12 protein-coding genes are annotated in these 25,706 nt (G+C 63.8%); 4 read left to right on the forward strand and 8 right to left on the reverse strand.

Annotated features, from left to right (window positions below; translation table 11 throughout):
• Positions 1-208: 208 nt before the first annotated feature.
• The 8 genes from AC1D1B_RS20025 to AC1D1B_RS20060 all read right to left on the reverse strand — a co-directional run bounded on the left by AC1D1B_RS20025 (position 209) and on the right by AC1D1B_RS20060 (position 14,152).
• On the reverse strand, positions 209-1,195 hold the full coding sequence (locus AC1D1B_RS20025) for a sulfate ABC transporter substrate-binding protein (protein ID WP_477334174.1): 987 nt from the start codon (positions 1,193-1,195) through the stop codon (positions 209-211).
• Between the two features lie 190 nt (positions 1,196-1,385).
• The gene (locus tag AC1D1B_RS20030; RefSeq protein ID WP_477301046.1) at positions 1,386-2,426 is read right to left on the reverse strand and encodes a sulfate/molybdate ABC transporter ATP-binding protein; all 1,041 of its coding nucleotides are present in this window, start codon (positions 2,424-2,426) and stop codon (positions 1,386-1,388) included.
• 71 nt (positions 2,427-2,497) lie between these two features.
• Positions 2,498-3,382 (reverse strand): sulfate ABC transporter permease subunit CysW, encoded by an 885-nt coding sequence (gene cysW, locus AC1D1B_RS20035; RefSeq protein WP_477334175.1) that lies wholly within the window; start codon positions 3,380-3,382, stop codon positions 2,498-2,500.
• Positions 3,375-4,226, reverse strand: a complete 852-nt coding sequence (gene cysT, locus AC1D1B_RS20040) for a sulfate ABC transporter permease subunit CysT (RefSeq protein ID WP_477334176.1) — start codon at positions 4,224-4,226, stop codon at positions 3,375-3,377. The genes cysW and cysT overlap by 8 nt, the downstream gene beginning before the upstream one ends.
• A gap of 23 nt (positions 4,227-4,249) precedes the next feature.
• Positions 4,250-5,278 (reverse strand): sulfate ABC transporter substrate-binding protein, encoded by a 1,029-nt coding sequence (locus AC1D1B_RS20045; RefSeq protein ID WP_477231602.1) that lies wholly within the window; start codon positions 5,276-5,278, stop codon positions 4,250-4,252.
• Positions 5,279-5,506: 228 nt separating this feature from the next.
• Positions 5,507-6,226 carry a M15 family metallopeptidase gene (locus AC1D1B_RS20050; protein WP_477334853.1) on the reverse strand — a complete coding sequence of 240 codons (720 nt, stop codon included), beginning with the start codon at positions 6,224-6,226 and terminating at the stop codon, positions 5,507-5,509.
• Between the two features lie 251 nt (positions 6,227-6,477).
• Complete coding sequence (pbpC, locus tag AC1D1B_RS20055; RefSeq protein ID WP_477334177.1) at positions 6,478-8,568, reverse strand: penicillin-binding protein 1C; 2,091 nt, start codon at positions 8,566-8,568, stop codon at positions 6,478-6,480.
• A gap of 100 nt (positions 8,569-8,668) precedes the next feature.
• Entirely contained in the window at positions 8,669-14,152 is a 5,484-nt protein-coding gene (locus tag AC1D1B_RS20060; RefSeq protein ID WP_477334178.1) for an alpha-2-macroglobulin family protein, read from the reverse strand.
• Positions 14,153-14,431: 279 nt separating this feature from the next.
• Here AC1D1B_RS20060 and AC1D1B_RS20065 point away from each other — a divergent pair, with 279 nt between their 5' ends.
• The 4 genes from AC1D1B_RS20065 (at position 14,432) to AC1D1B_RS20080 (ending at position 25,700) form a co-directional block, all read left to right on the forward strand.
• Positions 14,432-16,360 carry an autotransporter assembly complex protein TamA gene (locus tag AC1D1B_RS20065; protein WP_477334179.1) on the forward strand — a complete coding sequence of 643 codons (1,929 nt, stop codon included), beginning with the start codon at positions 14,432-14,434 and terminating at the stop codon, positions 16,358-16,360.
• A 2-nt stretch (positions 16,361-16,362) separates the two neighbouring features.
• Positions 16,363-22,410, forward strand: coding sequence for a translocation/assembly module TamB domain-containing protein (locus AC1D1B_RS20070; protein WP_477334180.1), 6,048 nt, complete (start codon positions 16,363-16,365; stop codon positions 22,408-22,410).
• Between the two features lie 376 nt (positions 22,411-22,786).
• The gene (locus tag AC1D1B_RS20075; protein ID WP_477334181.1) at positions 22,787-24,439 is read left to right on the forward strand and encodes an ABC transporter substrate-binding protein; all 1,653 of its coding nucleotides are present in this window, start codon (positions 22,787-22,789) and stop codon (positions 24,437-24,439) included.
• A 226-nt stretch (positions 24,440-24,665) separates the two neighbouring features.
• Positions 24,666-25,700: an ABC transporter permease gene (locus tag AC1D1B_RS20080; RefSeq protein ID WP_477334182.1), complete on the forward strand. Its 1,035-nt coding sequence runs from the start codon at positions 24,666-24,668 to the stop codon at positions 25,698-25,700.
• Positions 25,701-25,706 lie beyond the last annotated feature (6 nt).

Genomic DNA, 25,706 nt, shown 5'->3' on the forward strand with positions numbered 1-25,706 from the left:
TGTGCAAATCATGACGTTTCGTCTGCTCAACCCGGTTTCGCGCAAAACAAGCCGTCCGAGGGCACGTTAGGCACAAACGCGTTGATTCTTTGTAACGTTTTTCACCTATGGCGCAGGTTTATGCGGGGAAGCCCTTTGTCGGCGGCAAAAGGAAAAAGCCGGCAAAGAGCCGGCTTTCCTGTTCAGTTTTCAGCTCGGATGCTGCTGATCAGCGGCTGCCATAGGTCTGGTCGAGCAGGCCGCCGGCGGCGAAGTGCTCCTTCTGCACCTTGTCCCAGCCGCCGAAGACGTCTTCCACCGTCAGCAGGCGGACATCGGGGAAATCTGCCTTGTATTTCGCGGCCACAGCCGCATCGCGGGCCCGCAGGCCATTTTCAGCGGCGATGGTCTGACCCTCCGGCGTGTAGAGGAAGTCGAGATAGCTCTTGGCGAGGTCACGGCTGCCATGCTCGTCGGCGACCTTGTCGACAATCGCCACCGGGAATTCGGCGAGCAGGCTGACGGTCGGGGTGACCTGTTCGAACTTGTCGTCGCCATACTCCTTGCGGATGCCGCGCGTCTCGGACTCGAAGGTGATCAGCACGTCGCCGATCTCGCGCTGGACGAAGGTGGTGGTGGCGGCGCGGCCGCCGGTGTCGAAGATCGGCACGTTGTTGAACAGCTTGGTGACGAACTCCTTCACCTTGGCGTCGTCGCCCTTGAAGGCCTCCTTGGCGTAGGCGGTCGCAGCCAGATAGGTGTAGCGCGCATTGCCGGAGGTTTTCGGATTGGGGAAGATCACCTGGACGTCGTCGCGCACGAGGTCGTTCCAGTCCTTGATATGCTTGGGGTTGCCCGCGCGGACGAGAAACGAAGGGAGTGAATAGAAGGGCGAGGCGTTGTCGGGGAAATCCTTCTGCCAGTCGGCGGAGACGAGGCCCTTTTTGACCAGGAAGTCGATGTCGGTGACCTGGTTGAAGGTGACGACGTCTGCGCCAAGGCCTTCGGCAATGGCGCGCGCCTGGGCTGAAGTGCCGGCATGCGACTGGTCGATGCTCACACCCGGGTGGCCTGCGATGAAAGCCTTGTTCACCTGGACGAACAATTCGCGGCCGACATCGTAGGAAGCGTTGAGCAATTTGTCGGCCGACCAGGCCTGCGAGGAGACGAGAAACAGGCCGGCGGCGGTGGCGACGCTGACGAAAAATCGCTTCATGAAAAGGGCTCCTTGAGATGCCGGTTCGAATGCACCGATATAATGCGCGAACATAATAGGACCATGTCCAGCGCGACCAGACATGCGGACGCGGCCTGTCATCCAGTGGTGAGAAAAAGCATTGCCGAAACAGCCGGTTGGTAGGATTTCCTTCCAAACGGATTCGCTTCGGCCTGTTGACGGATGACGTCTATGCCGCCGGGAAGAGCTTCCAGCGCCGCGGCCTGAACGCAACCCGGCTCTTCTGCGCCGCCGGATGGTCGACGGGCAGTTCGATCTCGACGCGCTGGCGCTCACCGCCGATTTCCAGTTCGACGCGCCTGGTGCCGGCGACGCGGCGGCTGGCGGCGACCGTGCCGGCAATGCAGCCGCTGCAGCCGTCGAGCAGTTCGACATCGTGCGGGCGGAAGTAGAGAACGGCCTCGCCACTCGGCGCATGCGGCGCCGACAGCCCGATCGGCCGGTCGGCGATCCAGACCTGGCCGTCCTCGACCTTGACCGGAAGCGTGCTCGATTCACCGATGAAGGAGTAGACGAAGGGCGAGTTCGGCGTGTCGTAGATCTCGTCGGCGGAGCCGACCTGCTCGATGCGGCCCTGGCTCATCACCACGACGCGGTCGGCAAGCTCCAGCGCCTCTTCCTGGTCGTGGGTGACGAAGACGGTGGTGTGGCCGGTACGGTCGTGGATCTCGCGCAGCCAGCGGCGCAACTCGCGGCGCACCTGCGCATCGAGCGCGCCGAACGGCTCGTCGAGCAGAAGCACCTTGGGCTCGATCGCCATGGCGCGCGCCAGCGCCACGCGTTGGCGCTGGCCGCCCGAAAGCTGCGCCGGGTAGCGCTTTTCCAAGCCGGAAAGCTGAACGAGGTCGAGCAATTCAGAGGCGCGGCGGCGGATTTCGGCCGCCGGCGGCCGCGACGGTCCGTGCCGTACCTTGAGGCCGAAACCGATATTGTCGGCGACGGTCATGTGCCGGAACAGCGCATAGTGCTGGAAGACGAACCCGACGTTGCGCTCCTGGATCGACCTCTGCGAGGCATCCTCGTCGCCGAAGAAAATCTTTCCGCGCGTCGGCCGCTCCAGCCCGGCGATCAGCCTGAGCAGCGTCGTCTTGCCGGAACCGGACGGCCCCAGCAGCGCGATCAGCTCACCCGACTTGATGTCAAGCGATACGTCATGGAGGGCCGGGAACCGGTCAAACTCCTTGCGTACGTTGGCAACGCGAACTTCCATGCAAATCCCTCAATAATTTGATGCATGTCGTCATCCCAAAACCGGTCCCACTTTTGGGCGACATGCATTAGTCAGTGTCCGCGCGTCGCGGCGATCTCGGCGCCGTAGCGCATCTCGAGAAGTGTTTTCAAGACCAGCGTCACCAAAGCCAGGCCGGCAAGCAGCGAAGCGACGGCAAAAGCGCCAACGGCGTTGTACTCGTTGTAGAGGATTTCGACATGCAGCGGCATGGTGTTGGTCAGTCCACGTATGTGGCCGGACACAACCGAAACCGCGCCGAACTCGCCCATCGAGCGGGCGTTGCACAGAAGCACGCCGTAGAGCAATCCCCATTTGACGTTGGGCAGCGTCACATACCAGAAGGTCTGCCAGCCATTGGCGCCGAGCGAGAGCGCTGCCTCCTCGTCGCCATTGCCCTGTTCCTGCATCAGCGGGATCAGTTCGCGGGCAACGAAGGGGAAGGTGACGAAGACGGTGGCCAGCACGATGCCGGGCACAGCGAACAAGATCTGGATGCCGTGCTCCTTCAGCCAGCCGCCAAGCAGCCCCTGCGCGCCGAACAGCAGGACATAGACAAGGCCTGATATGACCGGCGAGACCGAGAAAGGCAGGTCGATCAGCGTGGTCAGAAACGCCTTGCCCTTGAATTCGAATTTGGCGATCGCCCAGGCGGCGGAGATGCCGAAGACGACGTTGAGCGGCACGGCGATCGCCGCCACCAGCAGCGTCAGCCGGATCGCCGAGCGCGTATCGGGGTTGGACAATGACTCCGTGTAGGCACCGACGCCTTTGGCCAGCGCCTCGTGAAAGACGATGATCAGCGGCAGCAGCAGGAAGATGACGAGGAAGGCGAAGGCCACCGCCATCAGCAGCAACCGCACCGGCCGGCTTTCGGTCACCGCCGCCGACCGGCTCTCGTGATGCGGCTCGTAGGATTTGATCTCGGGGTCAGCCATAGCGCTTGCGGCTCCACGACTGCGCCAGGTTGATGATCAGCAGCATCGAGAATGAAAGCAAAAGCATGATCGCCGCAATCGCGGTCGCCGCCGGATAGTTGTACTCCTCCAGCCGGATGACGATCAAAAGCGGTGCGATCTCCGATTTGTAAGGCAGGTTGCCGGCGATGAAGATGACCGAACCATACTCGCCGACGCCGCGCGCGAAGGCGAGCGAGAAGCCGGTGATGATGGCCGGCGCCAGGCCCGGAAACAGGATTCGCGTGATGATCTGGAAGCGGTTGGCGCCGAGCGTGGCGGCTGCCTCCTCCACTTCCTTGTCGATCTCCTCCATGATCGGCTGCACCGTACGGACGACGAAGGGCAGGCCGATGAAGACCAATGCCACCACGATGCCGAGTGGCGTATAGGCGACCTTGATGCCGAGTGGCGCCAGGAGATGGCCGATCCAGCCATTGGGTGCGTAGAGCGTGGTCAGCGCAATGCCGGCGACCGCTGTCGGCAGCGCGAAGGGCAGGTCGACCATGGCATCGACTATGCGGCGGCCGGGGAAGCGGTAGCGCACCAGCACCCAAGCGACGAGCGTGCCGAAGACGACATTGACGGCCGCGGCGAGGAAGGCGGCGCCGAAGCTGATCTCAAGCGCGTTGATGGTCCGGCGATCGGTGGCGATCGCCCAGAAATCGGTCCAGCCGAGCGCTGCCGAACGCCAAACGAGGCCCGACAAGGGGATGAGGATGATGAGCGTGAGGTAGGCAAGCGAGAAGCCGAGCGTCAATCCGAAACCCGGAATGACACTCGGCTGTCTGAACCGCCACCCCGCCTTGGCGGGTGCTATGGTCATGTCGTCCTGATCTAGATTTTAGCTCACTGGGCCGGCTTGTAGATCTGGTCGAATATACCACCGTCACCGAAATGATAAGGCTGTGCCTTCTTCCAGCCGCCAAAAAGCGGATCGTCGATGGAGATCAGCTTGATTTCGGGCGTCTTCGGAATATCCGCAGGATCCACCAGCTCGGGCTTGGCCGGACGATAGTGGTTCTTGGCGATGATCGTCTGGGCTTCCTTGGAATAGAGCCAGCCGAGATAGGCTTCGGCGACCTTGCGGGTGCCCTTGGCATCGACATTGGCATCGACGATCGCCACCGGCGGCTCGGCCAGGATCGAGGTCGGCGGGTAGACGATCTCGAAATTGTCGGCGCCGAATTCATTGAGTGCTAGATAGGCATCGTTTTCCCAGCCGATCAGCACATCGCCGATGCCCTTTTGCGCGAAGGTGACGGTCGAGCCGCGCGCGCCGGTGTCGAGCACCGGAGCATTGGCGTAGAGCTTGCCGACGAATTCCTTGTTCTTGGCTTCGTCGCCGCCATCGTTGGCGTTGGCGTAGGCCCAGGCGGCGAGGTAGTTCCAACGCGCACCGCCCGACGTCTTCGGGTTCGGCGTGATCACCTGGACGCCGTCCTTGACCAGATCGCTCCAGTCATGGATGCCCTTCGGGTTGCCCTTGCGGACCAGGAAGATAATGGTCGAGGTGTAAGGTGCGGAATTGTTCTCGAACTTTTTGCGCCAATCCGGATTGATCTTCTTCGACTTGGTGACGATGGCGTTGATGTCGCCTTCGAGCGCCAGCGTCACCACATCGGCATCGAGGCCGTCGATCACGGCGCGGGCCTGGGCGCCCGATCCGCCATGCGATTGCTGGATGGTGACCGTCTCGCCGGTCTCGGCCTTCCAGTGGGCGGCGAAAGCCTCGTCATAGGCCTTGTAGAGTTCGCGTGTCGGATCGTAGGACACGTTGAGAATGGTGGTATCGGCAAACGCGAAACCGAGCGTGCCGAACTGGATCGATGTGGCGACCAGTGCGCCGAGCAGTTTCCTGAAATGAGGTTTGGTCATTTCCGCCTCCGTTGATGACGGCTGAACTCTATCGAATTGATAGAAATTAGATGCATTCAACGTTGCCTTTTTTGCCCCCTTGAAGCAATTTTTCGCTGTTATTGCGCGCTGAGAGGAAACATTTTCCTCATATTAGCCTAAGCCGAATCCGGGCCGGTTTGACGCTATCTAGAAGCGGACAGTGCGGAGGCAAGGCTGCGGCGGGAGAGGACCGCCCTCGCCGGGGGTTCAGTCCGCAGTGATGGGAAAGTCGAAGCGCTGCTTTGGAAACGGCTCATCCCGAAGCGTGTAGTGCCACCACTCGCGCGCATAATTCTTGAAGCCGCCGGCGCGCATGACATCGAGCAGTTTCTTGCGGTTTGCCGCCGCCTCTATCGCCAATGGGCGGTGGGCAGTTTCACTCGCCGGGTCGAAACAGTCGAAGCTGGTGCCGAAATCGAGCGTGCCGGCGTCGGCCGCGCCGCAGGCGGCGGATGAATTGTTCTTGCCGTCGCTGCGAGCGATCGCGACATCGACGGTCGAGCCGCGTGAATGGGTGGAGAGTTCGCCGATATAGCCCTTGGCGATGAGGTCGCCGCGCCTGACCAAGGGATACCATTGCGGGTCGGGCGGCCCGCCCTCTCTGGTCCATTTGCCCATGTCGGTGACGGAGCGGGCCGGGCGGTAGCAGTCGAAGACAACCAACGTCAGGCCGTCGGCGGCGAGCGCTTTCTGCACACCGGACAGCGCTTGCGCCGCCTGCCTGGTGAGGATGCAGACTGGGGCGTCGTAGCCGTTGGCCTTGCGATGCAGGAAGTTTTCCAGGCCGGAATAGCGGATGTCCTGGCGGATCGAGGGATCGACATCGGCCAGGCGGACAAAGCCGGCGGGCAGGGGGTCGGCGGAGGCGGGGAAGGAGGTTGCCAATAAGGCTGCTACGGGCGCAATGACCGCGGCTATCTTGCGCAGAAAGCGCTTCGGCACACCCCCCTCTGGCCTGCCGGCCATCTCCCCCGCAAGGGGGGAGATCAGATGTCGCTTTGGGTTTCGCCAATTTCCAGCGTTGCTGAATGCACGCTGCGCCGAAGCTGCCGATCTCCCTCCTTGCGGGGGAGATGGCCGGCAGGCCAGAGGGGGGTGCCTCGGAGCGAACATTGAGAGGACTATCTCGCTAGTGGCCGAGCGCTGGAAAGCTATTTTCGTGAATCGCTTGGCCCCATCTATTCAACGAACACCTTCACGCTGGCAGCGCGGCCCACGGCGTCAATGACGGTGAGCGTCGAATAGCCGGCGCCGTCGGGCAACCACGTGGCGGTGCGGCGGCGGTCGACGCCGACGAGTGGCTTGCCGTTGGCGAGCCAGCGGAATGGCGCGCGGCCGCCTTGTAGCTTCAGCACCAGCGGCGAGGCCTCGGCGGAATTGGTGGCGAGATCGACGCGGGCACCGTTGGGCGGGAAGATGATCGTCGGCGCCGGCTCGGTCGGGCCTGCCTGCACCAGGCCGTCAGCGCCGGCGCCGAAGCGCGCCAGTGTCACCGGCAGGTCCTCGCGTTTGGCTTTGACGACGCCGGCCGGCTGGCTGGGGAGTGGCACCGCGGCGAGGCCCGAGCGGACGAAGCCTTCGAACAGGATGGGGGCCGCCGAGACATAGCCGGACAGACCAGGCACGGCGCCGGCATCGGCACGGCCGACCCAGACGCCCAGCACGTAGCGGCCATCGAAGCCGACCGACCAGGCATCGCGATAGCCGTAGGACGTCCCGGTCTTGTAGGCGATGCCGCGCTGCAAGGCGCCTTCGGGCGGTTTTACGCCCGACAATATGTCGGTGATCTGCCAGTTCGCCTGGGCGTCGAGGATGGTGGCGGTGGTGCGCTCAGCACTATCCGGCTCGGTGCCGTCATGCAGCGTGTTCGCCTTGCCGCCATTGGCGAGGCCGGTATAGAGCTGGACCAGGTCGCGCAGCGTGACACCAACGCCGCCGAGGCCGATGGCGAGGCCCGGCGCTTCGTTGACCGGCAGCACCGGGCTGACGCCCGCCTGGCGGAAGCGCGCCATCAGCCGTGCCGGGCCGACAGAATCAAGCACACGGATCGCCGGCACGTTGAGCGACAGCTGCAGCGCTTGCCTGATCGAGACATCGCCCTGATAGCCCATGTCGAAATTCTTCGGCCGGTAGCCGCCGAAATCGACCGGGCTGTCCTCGATCAACATTTCCTGCGCCACCAGCCCCTGCTCGAAGGCGAGGCCATAGATAAACGGCTTCAGCGTCGAACCGGGTGAGCGCACGATCTTGGTCATGTCGATCCAACCGGAGCGGCTGGCATCGAAGAAATCGGCCGAGCCGACTTCGCCGAGAATGTCGCCGGTGCGGGCATCGGCCATCACCATGGCGACGGAGAGGCGTGGGCCGAGCTTGGTGGCGGCATCGCGTGCCACCTGTTCCAGCCCTTGCTGGACGCTTTTGCGGATGGTCAGCTGCAGCGGCTTGCCGGGCACGGCCTTGGGCAGCATGGCATAGGCGGCGTGAGGTGCCAGCGCCGGCAGTTTGCGGCGCAGGCCCGAGACATCGTCAAGGGCTGCGCGCGCGGCCTCGCGCTCACCAAGCAGGCCTGACGAAACCATGCGGGTCAGCACGCAGTCGCGGGCGGCATGGGCAATGTCGAGATGGCGGTCGGGCCGGCGCTTTTCCGGCAATTGCGGCAGTGCCACCAGCAGGGCAGCTTCCGAGACGGTCAGCCGCTTCGGCTCCTTGCCGAAATAGGCGAGCGACGCCGCGCGCACGCCTTCGAGATTGCCGCCATAGGGCGCCAAAGTCAGGTAGCGTTCGAGAATCTCCTGCTTGGACAACCGCCGCTCGATCTGGATGGCGCGCAGCATCTGCTTGATTTTCGAGCCGAGACTGCGGCTTTCGCGCGGCTCGATCAGGCGGGCAAGCTGCATCGACAGGGTCGAGCCGCCGGAAACGATATGGCCGTTGGTGGCGAATTGGCCGGCGGCGCGCGCCAGCGCCAGCACATCGACGCCGTTATGGTCCCAGAAGCGCTTGTCCTCATAGGTGACCAGCATGTCGACGAACTGCTTGTCGACCTGCTCGAGCCTTGTGTCGAGCCGCCAGTAGCCGTCCGGTGTGGCGAAGGCGCGCAACAGCTGGCCGTCGCGGTCCTGGACTTCGGTGGACACCGTGAGTTTTTCGGGCAGCGGGGGCGGGAAGGCGCGGTCGAGCTGCCAGAGAGAAGCAGCAGCGATTGCCGCAAAGCCCGCGAGGGAAGCTGCGGCGATGCCTGTTCGACGGAGAAATTTTCTGGAGAGCATGGTGCTGCCCCTCATCCGCCTACCGGCACCTTCTCCCGTATAGTGACGGGGAGAAGGAGGCTATCACTGCCGTCGGCGTGTTCATTGTCGCCAAGGCGCCTTACGGCGCCTTGATCTCCATCATGCCGGTGGCGGTGCGGGCCGAATATTGCGGCCGGTACATGTCTTCCACCGTGGCTGCCGGATGAGCATAGGTGCCCGGCGTCACCGCACGCACGACATAGGCCAGCATGATGTTGCGGTCGCCGTCGCCGTCATTGGGGTTGAATGCCGCAACGAAACGGTCGTCACGGAATTCGAGATGGGCGGCGTCGGTCTGCGCCAGCCAGGTGAAGTTCGACAATTGAGCGCTGGAAACCAGGCCCGGATTGTCGATCTCGAAGCCGGCCGGCAACAGATCGGTGATCAGCAGGCGCGACGGCCAGCGGTTCTGCTCATAGATCTTGAGCACGACCACGTAGCGTTCGTTCTGCGTCGCCTCGGTGACATTGGCCTCGGTGCCATCGAGCTTGTAGTAGGTGCGATCGATGGTGAAGCCGTCACCGCCGGCCGGCAAGGGCTCTACCGGCGAGGCGACCGTGGTGACGACCGCCTGCAGCGGCGTGGTGCCGGTGTTGGCGATGGTCAGCGGGCTGTCGGCGATATCGGTGCCGCTGAGCTGGGTGGAGTAACCACCGGCATGCGGCGCGCCATTGACCGACAGCTTGATCGAGTCGTTGCCCGACTTCAGCGCGCGAGCCGCCAGCAGCATCCAGGACTCGTCCTGCGTGCTGGTCCAGCGGGCATCTGAACGTTCCCTTGCCACCAGCTTGATCAGCTCCGGCACGATGGTCGGCACCGGCTTCGATTCGGCGGCGAGCGCCAGGATCGCGGCGCCGTCACGCAGCCGCGAGCCATAGTCGGACCGGTAGTAGTCGTAGTCGGTGGTCGACTTGGCCAGCTGCAGCGCCGTCTGGAAGGTCGCTTCCGAACGTTGTGCGTCGCCATACAGCGCCAGGCTCGCCGCCAGCTGGGCGACGGCCATGGGGCTCGAGAAGGCTTCGAGCTTGGTGTCGGCGTAGTAGCGCAGATCGCCAACGGACGCCTTCTTGTTGCGGGCCAGAACGTAGAGCGCGTAGGCGATCTCGCTGCCGCGGTCCTGGACGTCCTGGTCGTAGCCGACCGAGTTCTGCAGGTTGCTCAGCGCCTGGCTCATCGCCAGCGCCGGCACGTCGTAGTTCTGCTCGCGTGCCCGGGTCAGGAAGTCCGTGACATAGGAATCGAGCCACAGATCGCCGGAGCCCGGACCCCACAGGCCGAAGCTGCCGGCCGAAGCCTGGTAGCTCAGCACCTTGTAGATGGCGGCCTGGACGCGGTCGTGCAGATCGGGGTCGCTTGCCATGCCGATGCCGGACGCCAGATCATTGACGTAGAGCAGCGGCATGGCGCGGCTGGTGGTCTGCTCGGCGCAACCATAGGGGTAGCGGTCGAGCGTCATCAGCAGCGACGGCACGTCGAAGGCGGCTGCCTGCGAAACGCCGACGCTGACCGAGGCGCCGTCGAGCAGACTTGCCGCGAGCAGTTCCTTGTCGACGCGCAGCGAACCGCCATTGCCTTTGAGGTCGACGACCAGGCGAGTGGTGACCGGCAACTGCGCCGGGCGCACCGGCACATAGAGCGTCTGTTCCACGGAGGTGCCATCGCCATGGGCGAGCTTGATGGTCAGGGACGCATTGCCGGCCGTCTGTGCAATCAGCGGTACGGTCAGCGTCTGGCGCTTGCCCTTGGCGAGAGTCACCTTTTCGGGCAAGGGCTTGTCGCCGGTGGAGAGATCGCCCGTGGTGTCGATCGACAGGGCATAGTCGCCCTCCGGACCGTCCGTATCGGCGATGTCGAGCCGCATGACAGCGGCATCGCCCGGCGCCAGGAAGCGCGGCAGGCCGGCGGTGATCACCACCGGATCGCGGACAATTACATCGGTCGAGGCGTGGCCGACGGCATCCTTGGTCCAGGCAACGGCCATGACGCGCACGGTGCCGTTGAACTGCGGAATGTCGAAGTCGATCCTTGCCTTGCCGTCGGCGTCGAGCTGGACCGGGCCGGAGAAGAAGGCGACCAGCTTTTCGGTTGGCGGACTGCCTTGCGGCTGCATCGCTGCGCCGTCGCCGCCGGTCCTGAGCTTGCCGGTGGTGCCGAGCGAGCCGTCGATCAGGCGGCCATAGATGTCGCGGACCTCAAGTCCAAGCATGCGCTGGCCGAAGTACCAGTCCTCCGGATCCGGCGCCTTGTAGTTGGTGAGGTTCAGGATGCCGACATCGACGGCAGCGACCGTGATATAGGCATTGCTGCCGGGTGCAACGCCGGCCACCGAGACGGGGATCGACAGCTGCTGGCGCGGCATGGTCTTGTCCGGCGGTGTCAGGGTGACGGCGAGCTTCTTCGAGCCCGGGTCGACCGTCAGCCATTTCACGCCGATGGCGCGGGCCGGCATGCGCGTTTCCTGCGCATCGCCGGGCCGGAAGAGAGTTGCGGTGATGTAGGCGCCGGCGCCCCAGTCGTCGCCAACCGGGATGTCGACCGTGCTGCCGCCGGCCGGCACGGTTGCCGTGACGGTCTTGAGCAGCTTGTCGGCGCCGATGGTAACCAGCAGTTCGCCGGCAAAATGCGGCGATACTTTCAGCTTGGCCACTTCGCCGGCGGCATAGCTGTCCTTGTCGAGAGCGATCTCGAGCCCATCGGGTGTTTCGGTGGAGGTCGAGGAGACATACCAGCCGGCGTCGAACTCATAGCTGGTTGCCGGGCCTTCGGGATCGGCGGTCTCGATCTCAAGCCGGTACTGGCCCCAGTCGACCGGCATTGTCACGGTTGCCTCGGCGTCGGCGCTGAGGTCGACCTGGCCGTTGGCGATCGACTTGGTAAAGGTGACCGGCTCGTAGTTCCAGGAGTTGTTGTTGCGGTACCACTGGTAATTGCGTTCGACCTTGACGAGCGACCACTGCGCACCTTTCAGCGTTTCGCGCTTGCCCTCAGGATCGACCGCGATCAGGCTGAATTTGGCGGTGCCGCCCTGCGGCACCTCGTTGTCGGCGAAATCCGGACGGATGCCGACCATGTGGCCCTGCGGGCGGATGCCGATGTTGAGCGAGCGCTCGATGGCGCGGCCGCCGGTTTCGCGCATGCGGACCGTGACCTTGGCGTCGACCAGTTTGGTGGTCGATGGCAACTGGTCGACCGTGACCGGGAAGGTCGCCTTGCCGTCATCGCCGACCACGGGAAGACCGGTGAACGGGGTGACCGAAGGCTCGGCCGACTGCTCGTCGGCGAGGCCGAACGAATAGGCGGGGAAACGGTCCCAGTCGCGCGCCGTCGACAGCGTCAGTTCGCCTTCGAGCGCGAGGCCCGCTGCCGGTGCGCCGTAGAGGAAGCGGCCGTCAATGTCGATGTTGGCGGTTTCGCTCTGTGCGATCTCCTGCTTGTCGGACTTCATGTCGAACTCGATGCGATCCGGCACGAAGTCTTCGACCAGGAACATCTGGCTGGAAACGGCGGCCTGCTTGGGATCGGTGTAGATCGACACCGTCCAGGTGCCGCGCATGGCGTTGGCTTCGAGCGGCAGGTCGACGGCATAGCCGCCGGCCGAGACGCCGTCGGCGACGATGCGACGATTTTCGACGCCGTCGGGGCGGGTGAAGATGAAGGTCAGCGGCAGGTTCTCGACCGCCTTGGAGGCGCCGTCGCGGGCAAGGGCGGCGACATGCACGTCCTCACCGGCGCGGTAGATGCCGCGTTCGGTCCAGGCATAGACATCGAGCGCACCAGGCGCGGCACGTCCGGAGACGCCGCGATCGGAAAGATCGAAGCCGGCGCGGCCCATGTCGAGAAAGACGAAATCATTGTCGCCCTGCTTGGCCATCAGCACGGCCGGCACCATGCCGCCGTCGCCGCGCGTCAGGCCGGGGTTGAAGACGGCGTGGCCTTCGGCGTCGCTGGTTGAGGTGCCGAGGATTTCATTGTTCCTGGCCAGCAGCGTCAGTTCAGCGCCAGCGATCGGCTTGGCTGAACCGAGCGAGCGGGTGAACACATTCAGCCCGTCCTGGCCGGTATAGGTCGACAGGCCAATGTCGGAGACGACGAACCACTGGGTGGCGATCGAATTGTAGTCGTCGTCACCATTCGTGTTCACCGGCTGCGCGGTCAGCACGTAGACGCCAGGCTTGCGCTGTGGCAAGGCCTCGTCAACCGGGAACGAGGTGGTGACGTCCTTGTTGAGGTCGTTGGCGATGTCGAGCTGACCCTCCCAGACCGGCTCGCCCATCTGGTCGGAAATGCTCGAGATGTCGTAGCCGTCGAGCTGCTTCAGGAACTGATAGCCGGACAGAAGCTGCGCCAGCGAACGATCGCCGATGCGGTAGAGCTTCATCTGCGCGGCGGTCATGTTGACGGTGACGACCGGGATGCCGCGGCGGGCGCCGGCCGGCAGCACAAAGCTGTCGCCGGTGAAGCGGGCAGACTGGGCGCGGTCCTGAACATAGATCGACAGTACAACCGGGGCGGCGGTGACTTCGCCGATGGCCGCCGGCAGGCCGGCGCGGAAGGTCACTTCGTAGTGCTGGCCATGTTCGAGGCCTTCGACGCAGATCTGCTTGTCCTTGGCTTCGACGCCCTTGGGCGGCTGATTGTCGACGGTGACGAACTGGGCGTAGTCGACGCCGGTCTTGACCAATTCCTCGGAGAATTGCGCGCAAATGCGCGGCGCGCTGGTGTCGGCGTCGATCGAGTGATCGATGACGCGGAAGCCCTTGCGAGCCTTGAGGTCCTCATATTCGGCCTTGACCGCCGGCGAACTGACCAGCGCGAGGCTCGCTTCATAGGCCTGCAGGGCGGGCCGGTAGAGATCGCGGCGGTCGAGGCCGTTGCCGAGCAGCGCCAGCACCTCGGCGCGGGTCCTGGTGGTGCGCAGCAGTTTGTAGGCGTTGATGGCGGCGGAGGTGCCTTTGACCGGCAGATTGTAGGATTCGGAGCTGCCGTTAGCCGGCTGTATGGCAAGCGTTTCGCGCGCCAGACCGAGCCAGAGCTGGCCGTCGTCGGGCAGGACCGAAACCGCCGCCTCGTATTTGTTCATGGCCTGGCCATGGTCGCCGGTCAGCGCCGCCTGTTCGGCGGCGGCGCGGAGCGCTTCCAGCCCGTCCGTCGGCTTGTCATAGGCTGGGTCGGTCAGCTTGTTGCGGTACTGTTGGGCCTGGTCGGCCATCCAGTTGGGGAAAAAGGCGAGTTCCGGCGGAGCGCCGATATCGGGGTCGCCATCGACATTGACGACCTTGCCCGCAACCGCGCCGTTGAATGTTTTCAACTGGTTATAGTCGGATTTGAGGAAGCACCATTTGGCCTTGGTGTTGTAGGTGAAGGCGCGGCACATGGGGTCGCCAAGGCATGTCGTCTTGCACTGATCGAGGCTGACATTCTGGTCGGATCTCAGATCGAAACCGAAATAATCGGAATTGTTCGAGGTCACCACCCGGCGCGCTTCGGCCGCTTGCGCGACAGCTCCCCAGGCGAAAAAGAGAAGGATCAGGATAGAGAGACCACGAGCCGCGCGCATTGCCATAACACCCTCCAGACACTGCTGACGTCCAAGGCTTGTTCAAGCTTCAGTCAAGCTTGTCAACACGAGGACGGGCAGGTTTCCGCCCGCCAACGGTTCCCAAACCGGCAAATGACCGGTATGCCGACAGTTCATCCACAGGGAAAGGGATCACGCTTTCTTGCGGCGACGCAAAAGGTGTGAATTCCAAGCCCTGCCTATTTCAGACAATTGGATTGTGGCCCCTTTACGAGCGCTTCAAAACTTCATTCCAATTTTAGTTTTGTAACCTAGGTTGTCTTAATGCCGGCGTGTGAAGCGCAGATGTCGAAAGGAACCGCGCCACGGCGTGCGCTTTCGCGCGCGCTGATTTTGGCGTTGGCGTGCTCGACCCTGCTCGCTGCCGAATCGGGATCGGCGGCCGCCTTCGAGATTTTCGGCATCAAACTATGGGGCTCGTCGAACGACGAGGACGCCGATATCGTCGACCCGCTGCGCTATGCCGTGACAATCGAGGCGCCCGATGCCGACAAGGATTTGCTCAAAAAGCTCGAAAACGCCTCGTCGCTGAAATCCGACGAGGAGCGCCCGGTCTCCGGTTCGCTCGGCCTTTTGGCCAAGGCGCGCAGCGACCGCGAGCAGCTGGTCGCCGCCCTCTATTCGGATGCCCGCTATGAAGGCGTCGTCACCATCACCATTCAGGGCAAGGCGCTCGACGATTTGCCGCCCGATGCCGAATTTACAGGCCCGCAGCCGATCCCGGTGGTGGTCAGCATCGCCAGCGGGCCCAAATTCACACTCGGCAACATCAGGCTGGAGGGCGATGCCGCCGGGCTTGCGAGCGCCGATTTCGGCCTGATTGCCGGCGGCGATGCCGGCTCGGGCGCCGTGCTCAAGGCCGAGGCGCTGATCGTGCGGGCGCTGAAGCAGGAGGGGCGGCCGCTGGCCCGAATCACTGACCGGCAGGTCATCGCCGAGCACAACACCTCGACGCTCGACGTGACGCTGACGGTGGCCGCCGGACCGGTAGCCGGCTATGGCGATACCACCGTCGAGGGGACCGAGAAGGTCGACCGCGAGTTCACAGAGTACATGACCGGGCTGAAACGCGGCCGGCAATATTCGCCTGACGAGATCGACGACGCCCGCGACCGGCTGCTCGGGCTCGAAGTGTTCAACAGCGTCACGCTGAAGGAAGCCGACAAGCTGGATGCCGACGGCAACATTCCGATCGGCGTCCAGGTCAGCGAGCGCAAGCCGCGCTATTTCGGCGTCGGCGGCACCTTCTCCAACACCGAGGGGCTCGGCCTCGAAGGCTATTGGGGCCACCGCAATCTGTTCGGCCGGGCCGAAAAGCTACGCATCGACGGCAAGATCAGCGGCATCGGCAGCAACGATCTCAGCGACCTCAACTACAATGCCGGCATCATGTTCGAAAAGCCGGGCGTGGTCGGGCCGGCCTCGAAATTCATCGCCAGCGTCAAGACCGTGCTCGAACATCCCGACGCCTACGACCATTTCTCGATCAAAGGCAGCACCGGCCTGTCCTATGAGATCGACAAGAAGCAGACGGTTTCGGCTGAAATCGCGCTCGACTATTCCAGGATCACCGACGCCTTCGGCAAGCACAAATACCTGATTGCCAGCATCCCGCTGCAATATGTCTATGACAACCGGGATAACCGGCTCAATCCGACCAGCGGCTTCAGGGTGCTGGCCTATGCCGAGCCGAGCTACGACATCATGAGCGGGGCTGCCTTCCTCAAGCTGAAGGGCGAAGGGTCGGCCTATCAATCGCTCGGCACGGCGTCGAAATTCGTGCTGGCCGAACGCGTTGCGCTGGGTTCGATCGTCGGCACCAGCCTCGAACATGTTCCGGCCGACCGGCGTTTCTATTCCGGCGGCGGCGGCTCGGTGCGCGGCTATGCCTATCAGGGCATCGGTCCCAAGGACATCGACAATCAGCCGATCGGCGGCCTTTCCTTCTTCGAGACATCGGTCGAGATGCGCATTGCGCTGACCGACACAATCGGCATCGTGCCGTTCGTCGATGCCGGCACCGTGTCGACCAAATCGACGCCGGACTTTTCCGACGTCAAGGTCGGCGCCGGCGTCGGGCTGCGCTACATCACGCCGTTCGGGCCGCTGCGCATCGACGCCGCCCTGCCGCTCAACCGCGATCGTGGCGACCCGCGTTTTGGCATCTATGCCGGCATCGGACAGGCGTTCTGACGATGAAAATATTCAAACGCATCCTTCGCCTGTTTTTCTACACGCTGCTGATCGCGCTGGCCGCAGGCATCGGTGCGCTCATCGTGCTGACCAAGACCGAGCGCGGCCGGCAAAACCTCGCCGGCATCATCTCGTCTATGGCCTCATCAGCTGACAGCAAGGTCACGGTCAGCGGCATTGACGGCATCTGGTCCGGCGCGCTGACGGTGGACCATGTCGTGCTGGAAGACCGCAACGGCGCCTGGCTGGTGGCGCGAAAAGTGGCCGTCGACTGGTCGCCGCTGGCGCTGCTGTCGAAGAATTTCAGCGCCGACCGGATCGCGGCCGAGCGCATCGAGTTGGCGCGGTTGCCGGTGGCGAGCACCGAGCCGAGCAAGAGCGGGTCGACCGGCCTGCCGGTTTCGCTCGACATCAAAGCGATCGATCTGCCGCAGATTGCGCTTGGCCAACAACTTGCCGGCAGCGGCATTGCCGAACTCGCCGCCAAAGGATCGGTCAAGGTCGATGCGTCGCCGCTGGCAATCGAGACGGTGCTCAACGTCACCCGCCATGACGGCAAGCAGGGCAATGTCGACGCCAACATCCACTTCGCGCCCGCCGACAACAAGCTCGATCTCGATCTCAAGGCAGCCGAACCGGCGGATGGTATCATCGCCAACCTGCTCAAGCTGCCGGGCGCGCCGCCGGTCAACATCGTTGTCTCGGGTACCGGGCCGCTGGCCAACTGGAGCGGCGTCGGCACTTTCATGGTCGACGGCCAGATCGTCACCCAGCTCACCGGCCGTCATCAGCTCACCGACAAGGGCAACCGGATAGAGGCCAAGGGCGACGGTTCGTTCGAAGGTTTTCTACCGGAACGCTTCAAGTCGCTGTTTGCCGGCAAGACCAGTTTCGACCTCGCCGGCACCGCGACGGCGGCCGGCGGCGTCGACATCGAGCGCGCCGCAATCGAGAGCGACGCCGTGCACGGCACCGCCGCCGGAATGGTCGACCCGAAAGGCGCCAGCGACCTGTCGATGGAACTAGCGGCCAAAGCCGAGCCCGTGGTGATCAATGTCGGCAACGCCGCGCAGCCGATCATGGTGGCCATCAACAATGTCACCGCCCGCGCGTTTGGTGATGGCAAGGCGCCGATGATCGATGCCGGCGCTTCGCTCGTCTCGGTGGTGGCGGGCGGCTCCCAGGTGAACAATCTCGATGCGCGGATACATTCAGACGGGTTCGACATCGAGAACCGCAGCGGACCGGTCAGCGTGTCGCTGGCGGCAGCCGGCCTGAAGACCGACGTGGCGACACTGGCGCCGCTGATCACCGGCAAGCTGACGGCCTCTCTTGCCGGTACGGTCAGCAAGGATGAGATATCGCTCGACGAAGGCACGCTGCGCAGCGATGCGCTCAATGCCGGGCTGACGGCCAAGGTCTCGCTGGCCGACCTTGCCATGACGCTGAAGATGAATGCCGATGCGGTGTCGACGGCACTGCCGCCGCAGATCAGTTCGCTGCTCGGCGAACGGGTCAAATTCTCGGCGACCGCGACGCGCGATCCGCAGGGCTCCTTTGCCGCCAATTCGATCGAACTCACCTCCGGCTCGCTCAGCGCCAGCGGCACCGCCAGCGCGCAAGGCAGCGACATCCAGGCCGATATCAAGGGCAAACTCGGCGACGTCTCGGTGCTGTCGCCGCTGGTCGGCGTGCCGGTCGCCGGCGGCGTCGATTTCGCGCTGACGGCAAGCGGTGCGCGCAATGCGCCGGATTTCTCTGTTTCCGCCGAGAGCCCCAGCCTGACGGCGTCGGGGCGTACGGTGAAGGACATCAAGCTGACCGCCTCGGGCAAGGCCGACATTGTGAGCCCGGCCGCCGAGGTCTCGCTGACCGGCTCGGTTGACGACCAGTCGCTCGCCATCAAGGCAGCGCTGGTGACCAGCAACGGCAAGCGTTCCATCAACGGGCTCAGCGTGGCGCTCGGCGACAACAAGGTGTCCGGCGATCTCGCGCTGGACGATCATTTCCTGCCGCTGGGCACGCTGACGATCGCCGCGCCGGATATCGCGCCGCTGGCCTCGCTGGCCGGGCAGACGGTGGCCGGCGATATCGGCGGCACCGTCGTTTTCGCAAAAGACGGCGAGGCGCCCACCGTCACCATCAATGCGGCCAGCGTGTCGATTGCGCGCGGCGATGTGGCTGCCAAGGCAATCACCGTCAGCGCGCTGATCGCCAATTACCTCAACAGCCCGGCGATCTCCGGCACGATCAAGGCCGACAGCGTGACCTCGGGAACGACGGTGGTCAGCGGCATCGGTGTCGACCTCAAGCGCGACGGCGACTGGACCAACTTTACCGGCGGCGCGACCATATCAGGCATCCCGGCGACGGCCGCGGGGCGGGCGAAGATCGCCGGCGGCACGACCAGCGTCGAGATCGCTTCCGGCGAAGCGACGGTGCGCGGTATCAAGGCGGCGATCACCGAGTCGTCCAGCCTGATGATCGCCGATGGCGTCACCACCATTCAAAGGTTGGTGGTCGACCTCGGCGGCGGCTCGGTGACGCTCTCCGGCACGGCAGGGCAGACGCTTGATCTGGCGGCAATTTTCTCCGCCTTGCCGGCGGCGCTTGCCAATGATTTTTCGCCCGGCCTCGATGCCGCGGGCACGCTCGACGGCACGGCGCAAATCACCGGGCCATCGGCAAATCCCGGCATCCGCTTCAATGCAAAGCTGGCCGGCGCCGAGACCAGCCAGACCCGCCAGGCCGGGCTCGGGCCGCTCGATCTCGACGCGGCCGGCAGCTATTCGATGGCTGGTGGCGTTGTCATTAATCAGGCGATGCTTTCGGGCGAAAAAATCTCCGGCAAGGCGGCCGGCACCATCAATCCGAACGGCGCCAGCGATTTCACGCTCGACCTGACGTCGTCCGGCCCGAGCCTGCCGTTGACGCTCGGCAGCACCGAAAGCCCGATCAAGCTCGAATTGCAGGCGCTGTCGGTGAAGGCGGCAGGGCAGGCTGCGCAAGCGAAGCTCGACATTTCAGCGGTGCTGCCATCGGTGGCGACGAACTTTACAAAGGTCGAGGGCGTCGCGCTGGCGCTGCACTCCGATGCGTTCGATGTCAAAAGCCGCACCGGCCCGATCTCGGGCACGGTGACGGCGGAAAAGATCGGTCTCGACAACCTGACTATTGCGCCACTCATTGCCGGCAAGATCACCGCCAAGGTCGCCGGCAGCCTGGCAGCCGATGCGATCACAATCGACGGTGGCTCGGTACAGGGCGATGCACTGGGCGCAGCCTTCAATGGCCGCGTCTCGTTCGCCGACGGTGCCATCGACCTCAACCTCAACGCCGATGCGCTGTCGGCGGCGTTACCGGCAGCGGCGCGCGGCGTGCTGGCCGAGCGGACGCAGCTCAGCGCTGCACTCAAGCGCGATACACAAGGCAATGTCAGCGCCAATCCGGTCAAGCTGGTGTCGGGCGCGCTGACCGCCGACGGCCAGGCCAGCCTTGCCGACAACAAGCTCAGCGCCGACATCAAGGGCGCGCTGTCAGACATCTCACTGCTGTCGAAGGACGCCAAGGGTGCCATTGCCTTCGCGCTCGACGCGCAAGGGCCGATGATGGCGCCGGACTTGTCGCTGAAGGTCAACAGCGACCGGCTGCTGGTGGCGGAACGCGAAATCACCGGGCTGAAGTTGACCGCCACCGGAAAGGCCGATGCCGCCAGTCCGGCTGCCAATGTGCAATTGACCGGCAATGTCGCGGGGCAGGCGCTGCAGGGAAGTGCGGTGCTGGCCACGGCGAACGGCAAAAGCGCCATCAACGGTCTGTTGCTGTCGCTCGGCAAGAACAGGATTTCCGGCGATCTCGCGCTCGACGAGGCTTTCGTGCCGGTCGGCACCATCGCGCTCGACCTGCCCGATATCGGGCCGCTGGCAGCGCTGGCGCTGGAAAAGGCCGAAGGCGACGTGCGCGGCACCATCGCCTTCTCCAAGACCGCGGACGGTCCCAACGTCGCCGTCAAGGCTTCGACGGCTTCGATCACGCGCGGCGACCTGCAGGCAAAGACGGTGTCGATCGATGCGCTGGTCGCCAACTATCTGGCCGCGCCGGTGATCTCCGGCAAAATCCGCGCCGACAGCGTCATCTCCGGCGGCACCGCCATCAGTGGCATCGACGTCGACCTGAAGCGCGACGGCGATTGGACCGGCTTTTCCGGCGGCGCCACCGTCAAGGGCATTCCGGCGAAGGCCGCGGGCCGGGTGAAGGTGGCTGGCGGCACGACCACTATCGAACTCGCTTCCGGCCAGGCCACGGTGCAGGGCATCAAGGCTGCTATCGCCCAGGCCTCGACCGTCAGCATTGCCAATGGCACGACGACGTTGGACAGGCTGGTACTCAATCTCGGCGGCGGCACGGCGACGGTGACCGGCAAGGTCGGCCAGGCGCTCGACATCAATGCGGCACTGGCCAAGGTGCCGGCCTCGCTGGCCAACAGTTTTTCGCCCGGCCTCGATGCCGCCGGCTCGATTTCGGGAACCGTGAAGGTGACCGGCGCGCCGGCCAATCCGGCGGTTGCCTTCAACATCGACGCCGGCGGTGTGCAGACTTCGCAGACGCGCGGCGCCGGCCTCGGCGGCATGAATATCTCTTCGTCGGGAACCTTCGCCGGTAAGAAACTCACCTTCAACGCCGATATCAGTGACGGCGCAGGCCTCGGTCTCAAGGGCGGCGGCAGCGTCACCACAGCGGGTACGCCGGCGCTGGTGCTCGACTTCAACGGCAAGGTGCCGTTTTCCTTCCTCGCCGCCAAGCTTGCCGCGCAAGGCCTGTCGCTCAGCGGCACAGCCAACGTCAATGTCCAGGTGCGCGGCCCGGCGACGTCGCCGGTGATCGGCGGCACGGTCAGCACGTCGGGCGCTCGCCTGGTCGACGCGCGCTCAGGCCTTGCCGTCAACGACATCGCCGCCGACGTTTCGATCGGCAACGGCGTCGCCCGGATCAACCGCCTGACCGGCACGCTGTCGACACGCGGCAGCCTTTCGGCCTCAGGCACGGTCGGCATCAACCCCGCACAAGGGTTCCCGGCCGATCTGTCGATCAAGCTGGTCGACGGCCGCTATACCGACGGGCGGGTGGTGACCGCCAATCTCGGCGGCGACCTGACCGTCAAGGGGCCGCTCACCTCCGCGCCGGTGATTTCGGGCACCGTCAACCTCGCCAAGACCGTCATCACCGTTCCGGAGAAACTGCCGGGTTCGCTGACGGCGCTCGGCGTCAAGCACAAGAACGCGCCCGCCAGCGTGCGGGCGCAGGACAAGGCCTTACGCCCGGCCGCCGCCGGTGGTGGTGGCGGCAGCGGCCTCAATCTCGACGTCACGGTCAATGCGCCGAACCAGATCTTCATCCAGGGCAGGGGCGTCGATGCCGAGCTCGGCGGTTCGCTGAGGCTGACCGGCCCGGCGTCGTCGCCGCAAGCGGTCGGCACCTTCACCCTGAAGCGCGGGCGGCTGTCGATCCTCGGCAAGCGTCTGACTTTCACCGAAGGCACGGTCGGCTTTTCCGGCTCGCTGGTGCCCTACCTCAATTTGACCGCGACATCGACGACGACCAGCACCACCGTCACCATCGTGGTGTCGGGCGAGGCGACCAATCCGAAATTCACCTTCTCCTCGGTGCCGGCGCTGCCGGAGGACGAGGTGCTGGCACAATTGATCTTCGGCCGTTCGATGTCGAACCTGTCGCCGTTGCAGATCGCCCAGCTGGCCGAGGCCGCCGGGCAACTGGCCGGTGTCGGCGGCTCGACCTCGCTGCTTGAAAACCTGCGCAGCGCTATCGGCGTCGACGATCTGGATGTGACCACGGACGATCAGGGCGGCACAGCCGTGTCAGCCGGCAAATACCTCAACGACCGCACCTATGTGACGATCCAGAAAGGCGACAAGCCGGGATCAGGCAAGGCGACGATCGACCTCAATGTCGGGCGCGGCGTCAAGCTGCGTGGCGAGGCCAATGATGGCGGCGAGGCCAAGGGCGGCATTTTCTACGAAAAGGAATACTAGAGCCTGTTCCATCCCGATGGAATCGGGATGGGGCTCCAGTCTTTTGTTTGAGCATGATCTCCGGACAAAACGGTTTCCCGTTTGTCCGAGAAACCGGATTCGACTTTTCGGGATCGTGCTCTAGCCTCTGGCCCTTGCCGGAGCCCGGAACTGGCGCTGTCTTGACCCGCCAAAATATATCAATTTGATCGCCTAAGCAGATTTTGGCGGAATCTGGGCGCAGTAGCAAATTTGCGTCAAGACTGTCGCTATCGCGCGAACCGCTCCCTTTTCAAAGTTGCACATTCGCTAACATGTTCCCACTCCATGCCGCTTTGACATCGCGGCCTGGATGCGGAATGTTAAAAGGCGGAAAGCCAACAATGGGAGTTAAGTCATGACAATTTATAAGAGTAATGGCGATCGCGTTCCGGATCACATCCTGGCCATGGCCGAAGAAGCCAAGGCAGGCAAGGTCGATCGCCGCGAATTCCTCGCCATGGCCAGCGTCTTCGGCGCGTCCACGGCGATGGCCTACGGCATGCTCGGCCTGGTAGATCCGACGCCAGCCAAGGCCGAAGAAGTTCAAGGCAAGAAGGGCGGCATCCTCAAGGTCGCCCAATGGATCAAGGATCCCAAGGACCCGCGCAAGTCCGACTGGTCGGAAATCGCCAATGCCGAGCGCCAGGCGCTGGAGCCGCTGGTCAAGTACACGACCGAATACACGTTCCGCCCCTACCTGCTGGAGAGCTGGGACGTCAATGACGACGCCACGGAGTACACTCTGCATGTGCGCAAGGGCGTGACCTGGTCGAACGGCGATGCCTTCACCGCCGAAGACGTCATTTTCAACATTCGCCGCTGGGCCGACAAGAAGGCCGACGGCAATTCGATGCCCGGCCGCCTCGGCACGCTGGTCAAGGACGACAAGCTCGACGAGAGTGCCGTGACCAAGGTCGACGACCTGACCGTCAAGCTGAAGCTCGGCAAGCCCGACATCGCGCTGATCCCGAATATGTGCGACTATCCCGGCCTGATCGTTCACAAGAGCTTCGACGAGAAGGGGGGCGATTTCAAAGCCTGCCCGATCGGCACCGGCCCGTTCGAACTGGTTTCGTACGACGTCGGCCAGAAGGTGGTCTACAAGCGCCGCGAAGACAACAAGTGGTGGGACGGGGAAGTCTTCCTCGATGGCATCGAATTCATCGACTACGGCACCGATCCGGCGGCTATGGTCAGCGCTTTCGAAGCCGGCGAAGTCCACACCAATTTCGAAACGTCGGCCGACTATGTGTCGATTCTCGACGGCATGGATCTGGTGAAGTCGGAAGTTGTGACCGCAGCCACCATCGTGTGCCGCACCAACATCAACAACAAGCCTTATGACAACCAGAAGGTTCGTCAGGCCTTGCAGCTCGGCGTCGACAACGCCGTGGTCCTCCAACTCGGTTACGGCAATGCCGGCACCGTCGCCGAAAACCACCATGTCTGCGCGATCCATCCGGAATATTACGAACTGCCGAAGATCGCCCGCGACCCGGCTAAGGCCAAGGCGCTGATGGCCGAAGCCGGCCAGGCCGATTTCGAACATGAGCTGATCACGGTTGACGAGGATTGGCACAAGAATACCGGTGACGCCATCGCCGCGCAGCTGCGCGACGCGGGCATCAAGGTGAAGCGCACGGTGCTGCCGGGTTCGACGTTCTGGAACGACTGGACGAAGTACCCGCTGTCGATGACCAACTGGAACATGCGCCCGCTGGGCGTCCAGGTGCTGGCCATCGCATACCGCACCGGCGAAGCCTGGAACGAGGCCGCCTACTCGAATCCGGAGTGGGATGCCAAGCTCAACGCGGCGCTGTCGGTCGCCGACGCTACCAAGCGCAAGGAAATGATGAAGGATATCGAGCAGACGTTGCAGGATTCCGGCATCATCATTCAGCCCTACTGGCGCAAGCTCTACAGCCATTCGGTCAAGGCGGTGCAGAACTACAAGATGCACCCGACCTACGAGCGCGATTACGGCAAGATCTGGCTCGAACAGGCCTGATCGACCTGATCGGGGGAGAGGCGCTTCGCCTCTTCCCCGTCACGCCTCGCATGATCCAGAACCGGAAGTCGGCGCAGCATAGATCTGCGGACTTCTCGGGAAGGGCCACGCAATAAAACAGGGTTGATCGCATTCGAGGGCCGGTTTGAGGGCCAACTCTGCCGGCAACGGCAAAGCTGGTTTTCCAGGCTGGCTCCAACCCCAACCAGACCGGCAGGGGACCGCCATGCTTTCTTTCGTAATCCGGCGTCTCGGCACCATGGCATTGACGATGCTGTGCCTGACGATGATCGTCTTCTTCCTGATCAATCTTGAGCCGAATTTGAAGAAGCTGGCGATCAGCCAGACCGAAATGCACACGTCGGCCGAGCAGCTCGAAAACTGGCTTGTCGAGCACGGCTACCGGCAGAACTTCTTCGCGCGCTATGGCCAGTGGCTGGGCGTCCTGCCCAAGCAGCCGGTGACCGATCCGGCTACCGGCAAGCCGGCGCAGCGGTTTTCCTTCTGCAATGACCCGCTGGAGCCGAAATTCTCCGGCGTCCTGGAAGGCGATTTCGGCTGCTCGACCAAGTTCAAGACCACCGTGGCGTCAAAGCTCTTTCCCGCACTCGGCGCCACCGGCATTCTGATGCTCTGTGTGCTGCTGGTGATGGTGCCGATTTCGCTGCTGATCGGCATTTTGGCCGGCATGCGCGAGGGCTCGCGAACGGATCGAACGCTGTCCGTCGCCTCGATTGCTTCGACGGCGACGCCCGAATATGTGTCGGGCGTCATCTTCACCGTCATCTTCGCCTCCTGGCTCGGTTGGCTGAACGGTTCGGCCGCCTCGGCCAGCCAAGGCATCACCTTCTACAATTTCACCCTGCCGGTGATGACGCTGGCGATCTACGGCATTGGCTACATCGCCCGCATGACGCGCGCTTCGATGGTCGAGGTGATGACGCAGCAATATATCCGCACCGCCCGCCTGAAGGGCCTCTCCTTCGGCAACGTCGTGGTCAAGCACGCGCTGCGCAATGCGCTGATCGCGCCCTTCACCGTCATCATGCTGCAATTCCCCTGGCTGCTCACCGGCGTCGTCATCGTCGAGGTGATGTTCCGCTATCAGGGCTTTGGCTACACGCTGGTCGAGGCTGCCGGCAATAACGACATCGACCTGCTGCTCGGCTGCTCGCTGGTCTCGGTGTTCATCGTCCTGATCACGCAGCTTATCTCGGATGTCGGCTACGCGTTCCTCAATCCGCGTATCAGAGTTCAATAGGGGGCT

The sequence above is a fragment of the Mesorhizobium sp. P2_C5_2 genome, assembly GCF_056404535.1.

What these genes read in the sequence shown, in the direction of transcription:
- pbpC (WP_477334177.1), bottom strand. Translation starts at nt 8,568, where the DNA reads ATGCTCTCCAGAAAATTTCTCCGTCGAACAGGCATCGCCGCAGCTTCC.
- AC1D1B_RS20070 (WP_477334180.1), top strand. Translation starts at nt 16,363, where the DNA reads ATGAAAATATTCAAACGCATCCTTCGCCTGTTTTTCTACACGCTGCTG.
- AC1D1B_RS20080 (WP_477334182.1), top strand. Translation starts at nt 24,666, where the DNA reads ATGCTTTCTTTCGTAATCCGGCGTCTCGGCACCATGGCATTGACGATG.
- AC1D1B_RS20045 (WP_477231602.1), bottom strand. Translation starts at nt 5,278, where the DNA reads ATGACCAAACCTCATTTCAGGAAACTGCTCGGCGCACTGGTCGCCACA.
- AC1D1B_RS20065 (WP_477334179.1), top strand. Translation starts at nt 14,432, where the DNA reads ATGCCGGCGTGTGAAGCGCAGATGTCGAAAGGAACCGCGCCACGGCGT.
- AC1D1B_RS20025 (WP_477334174.1), bottom strand. Translation starts at nt 1,195, where the DNA reads ATGAAGCGATTTTTCGTCAGCGTCGCCACCGCCGCCGGCCTGTTTCTC.
- AC1D1B_RS20075 (WP_477334181.1), top strand. Translation starts at nt 22,787, where the DNA reads ATGACAATTTATAAGAGTAATGGCGATCGCGTTCCGGATCACATCCTG.
- AC1D1B_RS20060 (WP_477334178.1), bottom strand. Translation starts at nt 14,152, where the DNA reads ATGGCAATGCGCGCGGCTCGTGGTCTCTCTATCCTGATCCTTCTCTTT.
- cysW (WP_477334175.1), bottom strand. Translation starts at nt 3,382, where the DNA reads ATGGCTGACCCCGAGATCAAATCCTACGAGCCGCATCACGAGAGCCGG.
- cysT (WP_477334176.1), bottom strand. Translation starts at nt 4,226, where the DNA reads ATGACCATAGCACCCGCCAAGGCGGGGTGGCGGTTCAGACAGCCGAGT.
- AC1D1B_RS20030 (WP_477301046.1), bottom strand. Translation starts at nt 2,426, where the DNA reads ATGGAAGTTCGCGTTGCCAACGTACGCAAGGAGTTTGACCGGTTCCCG.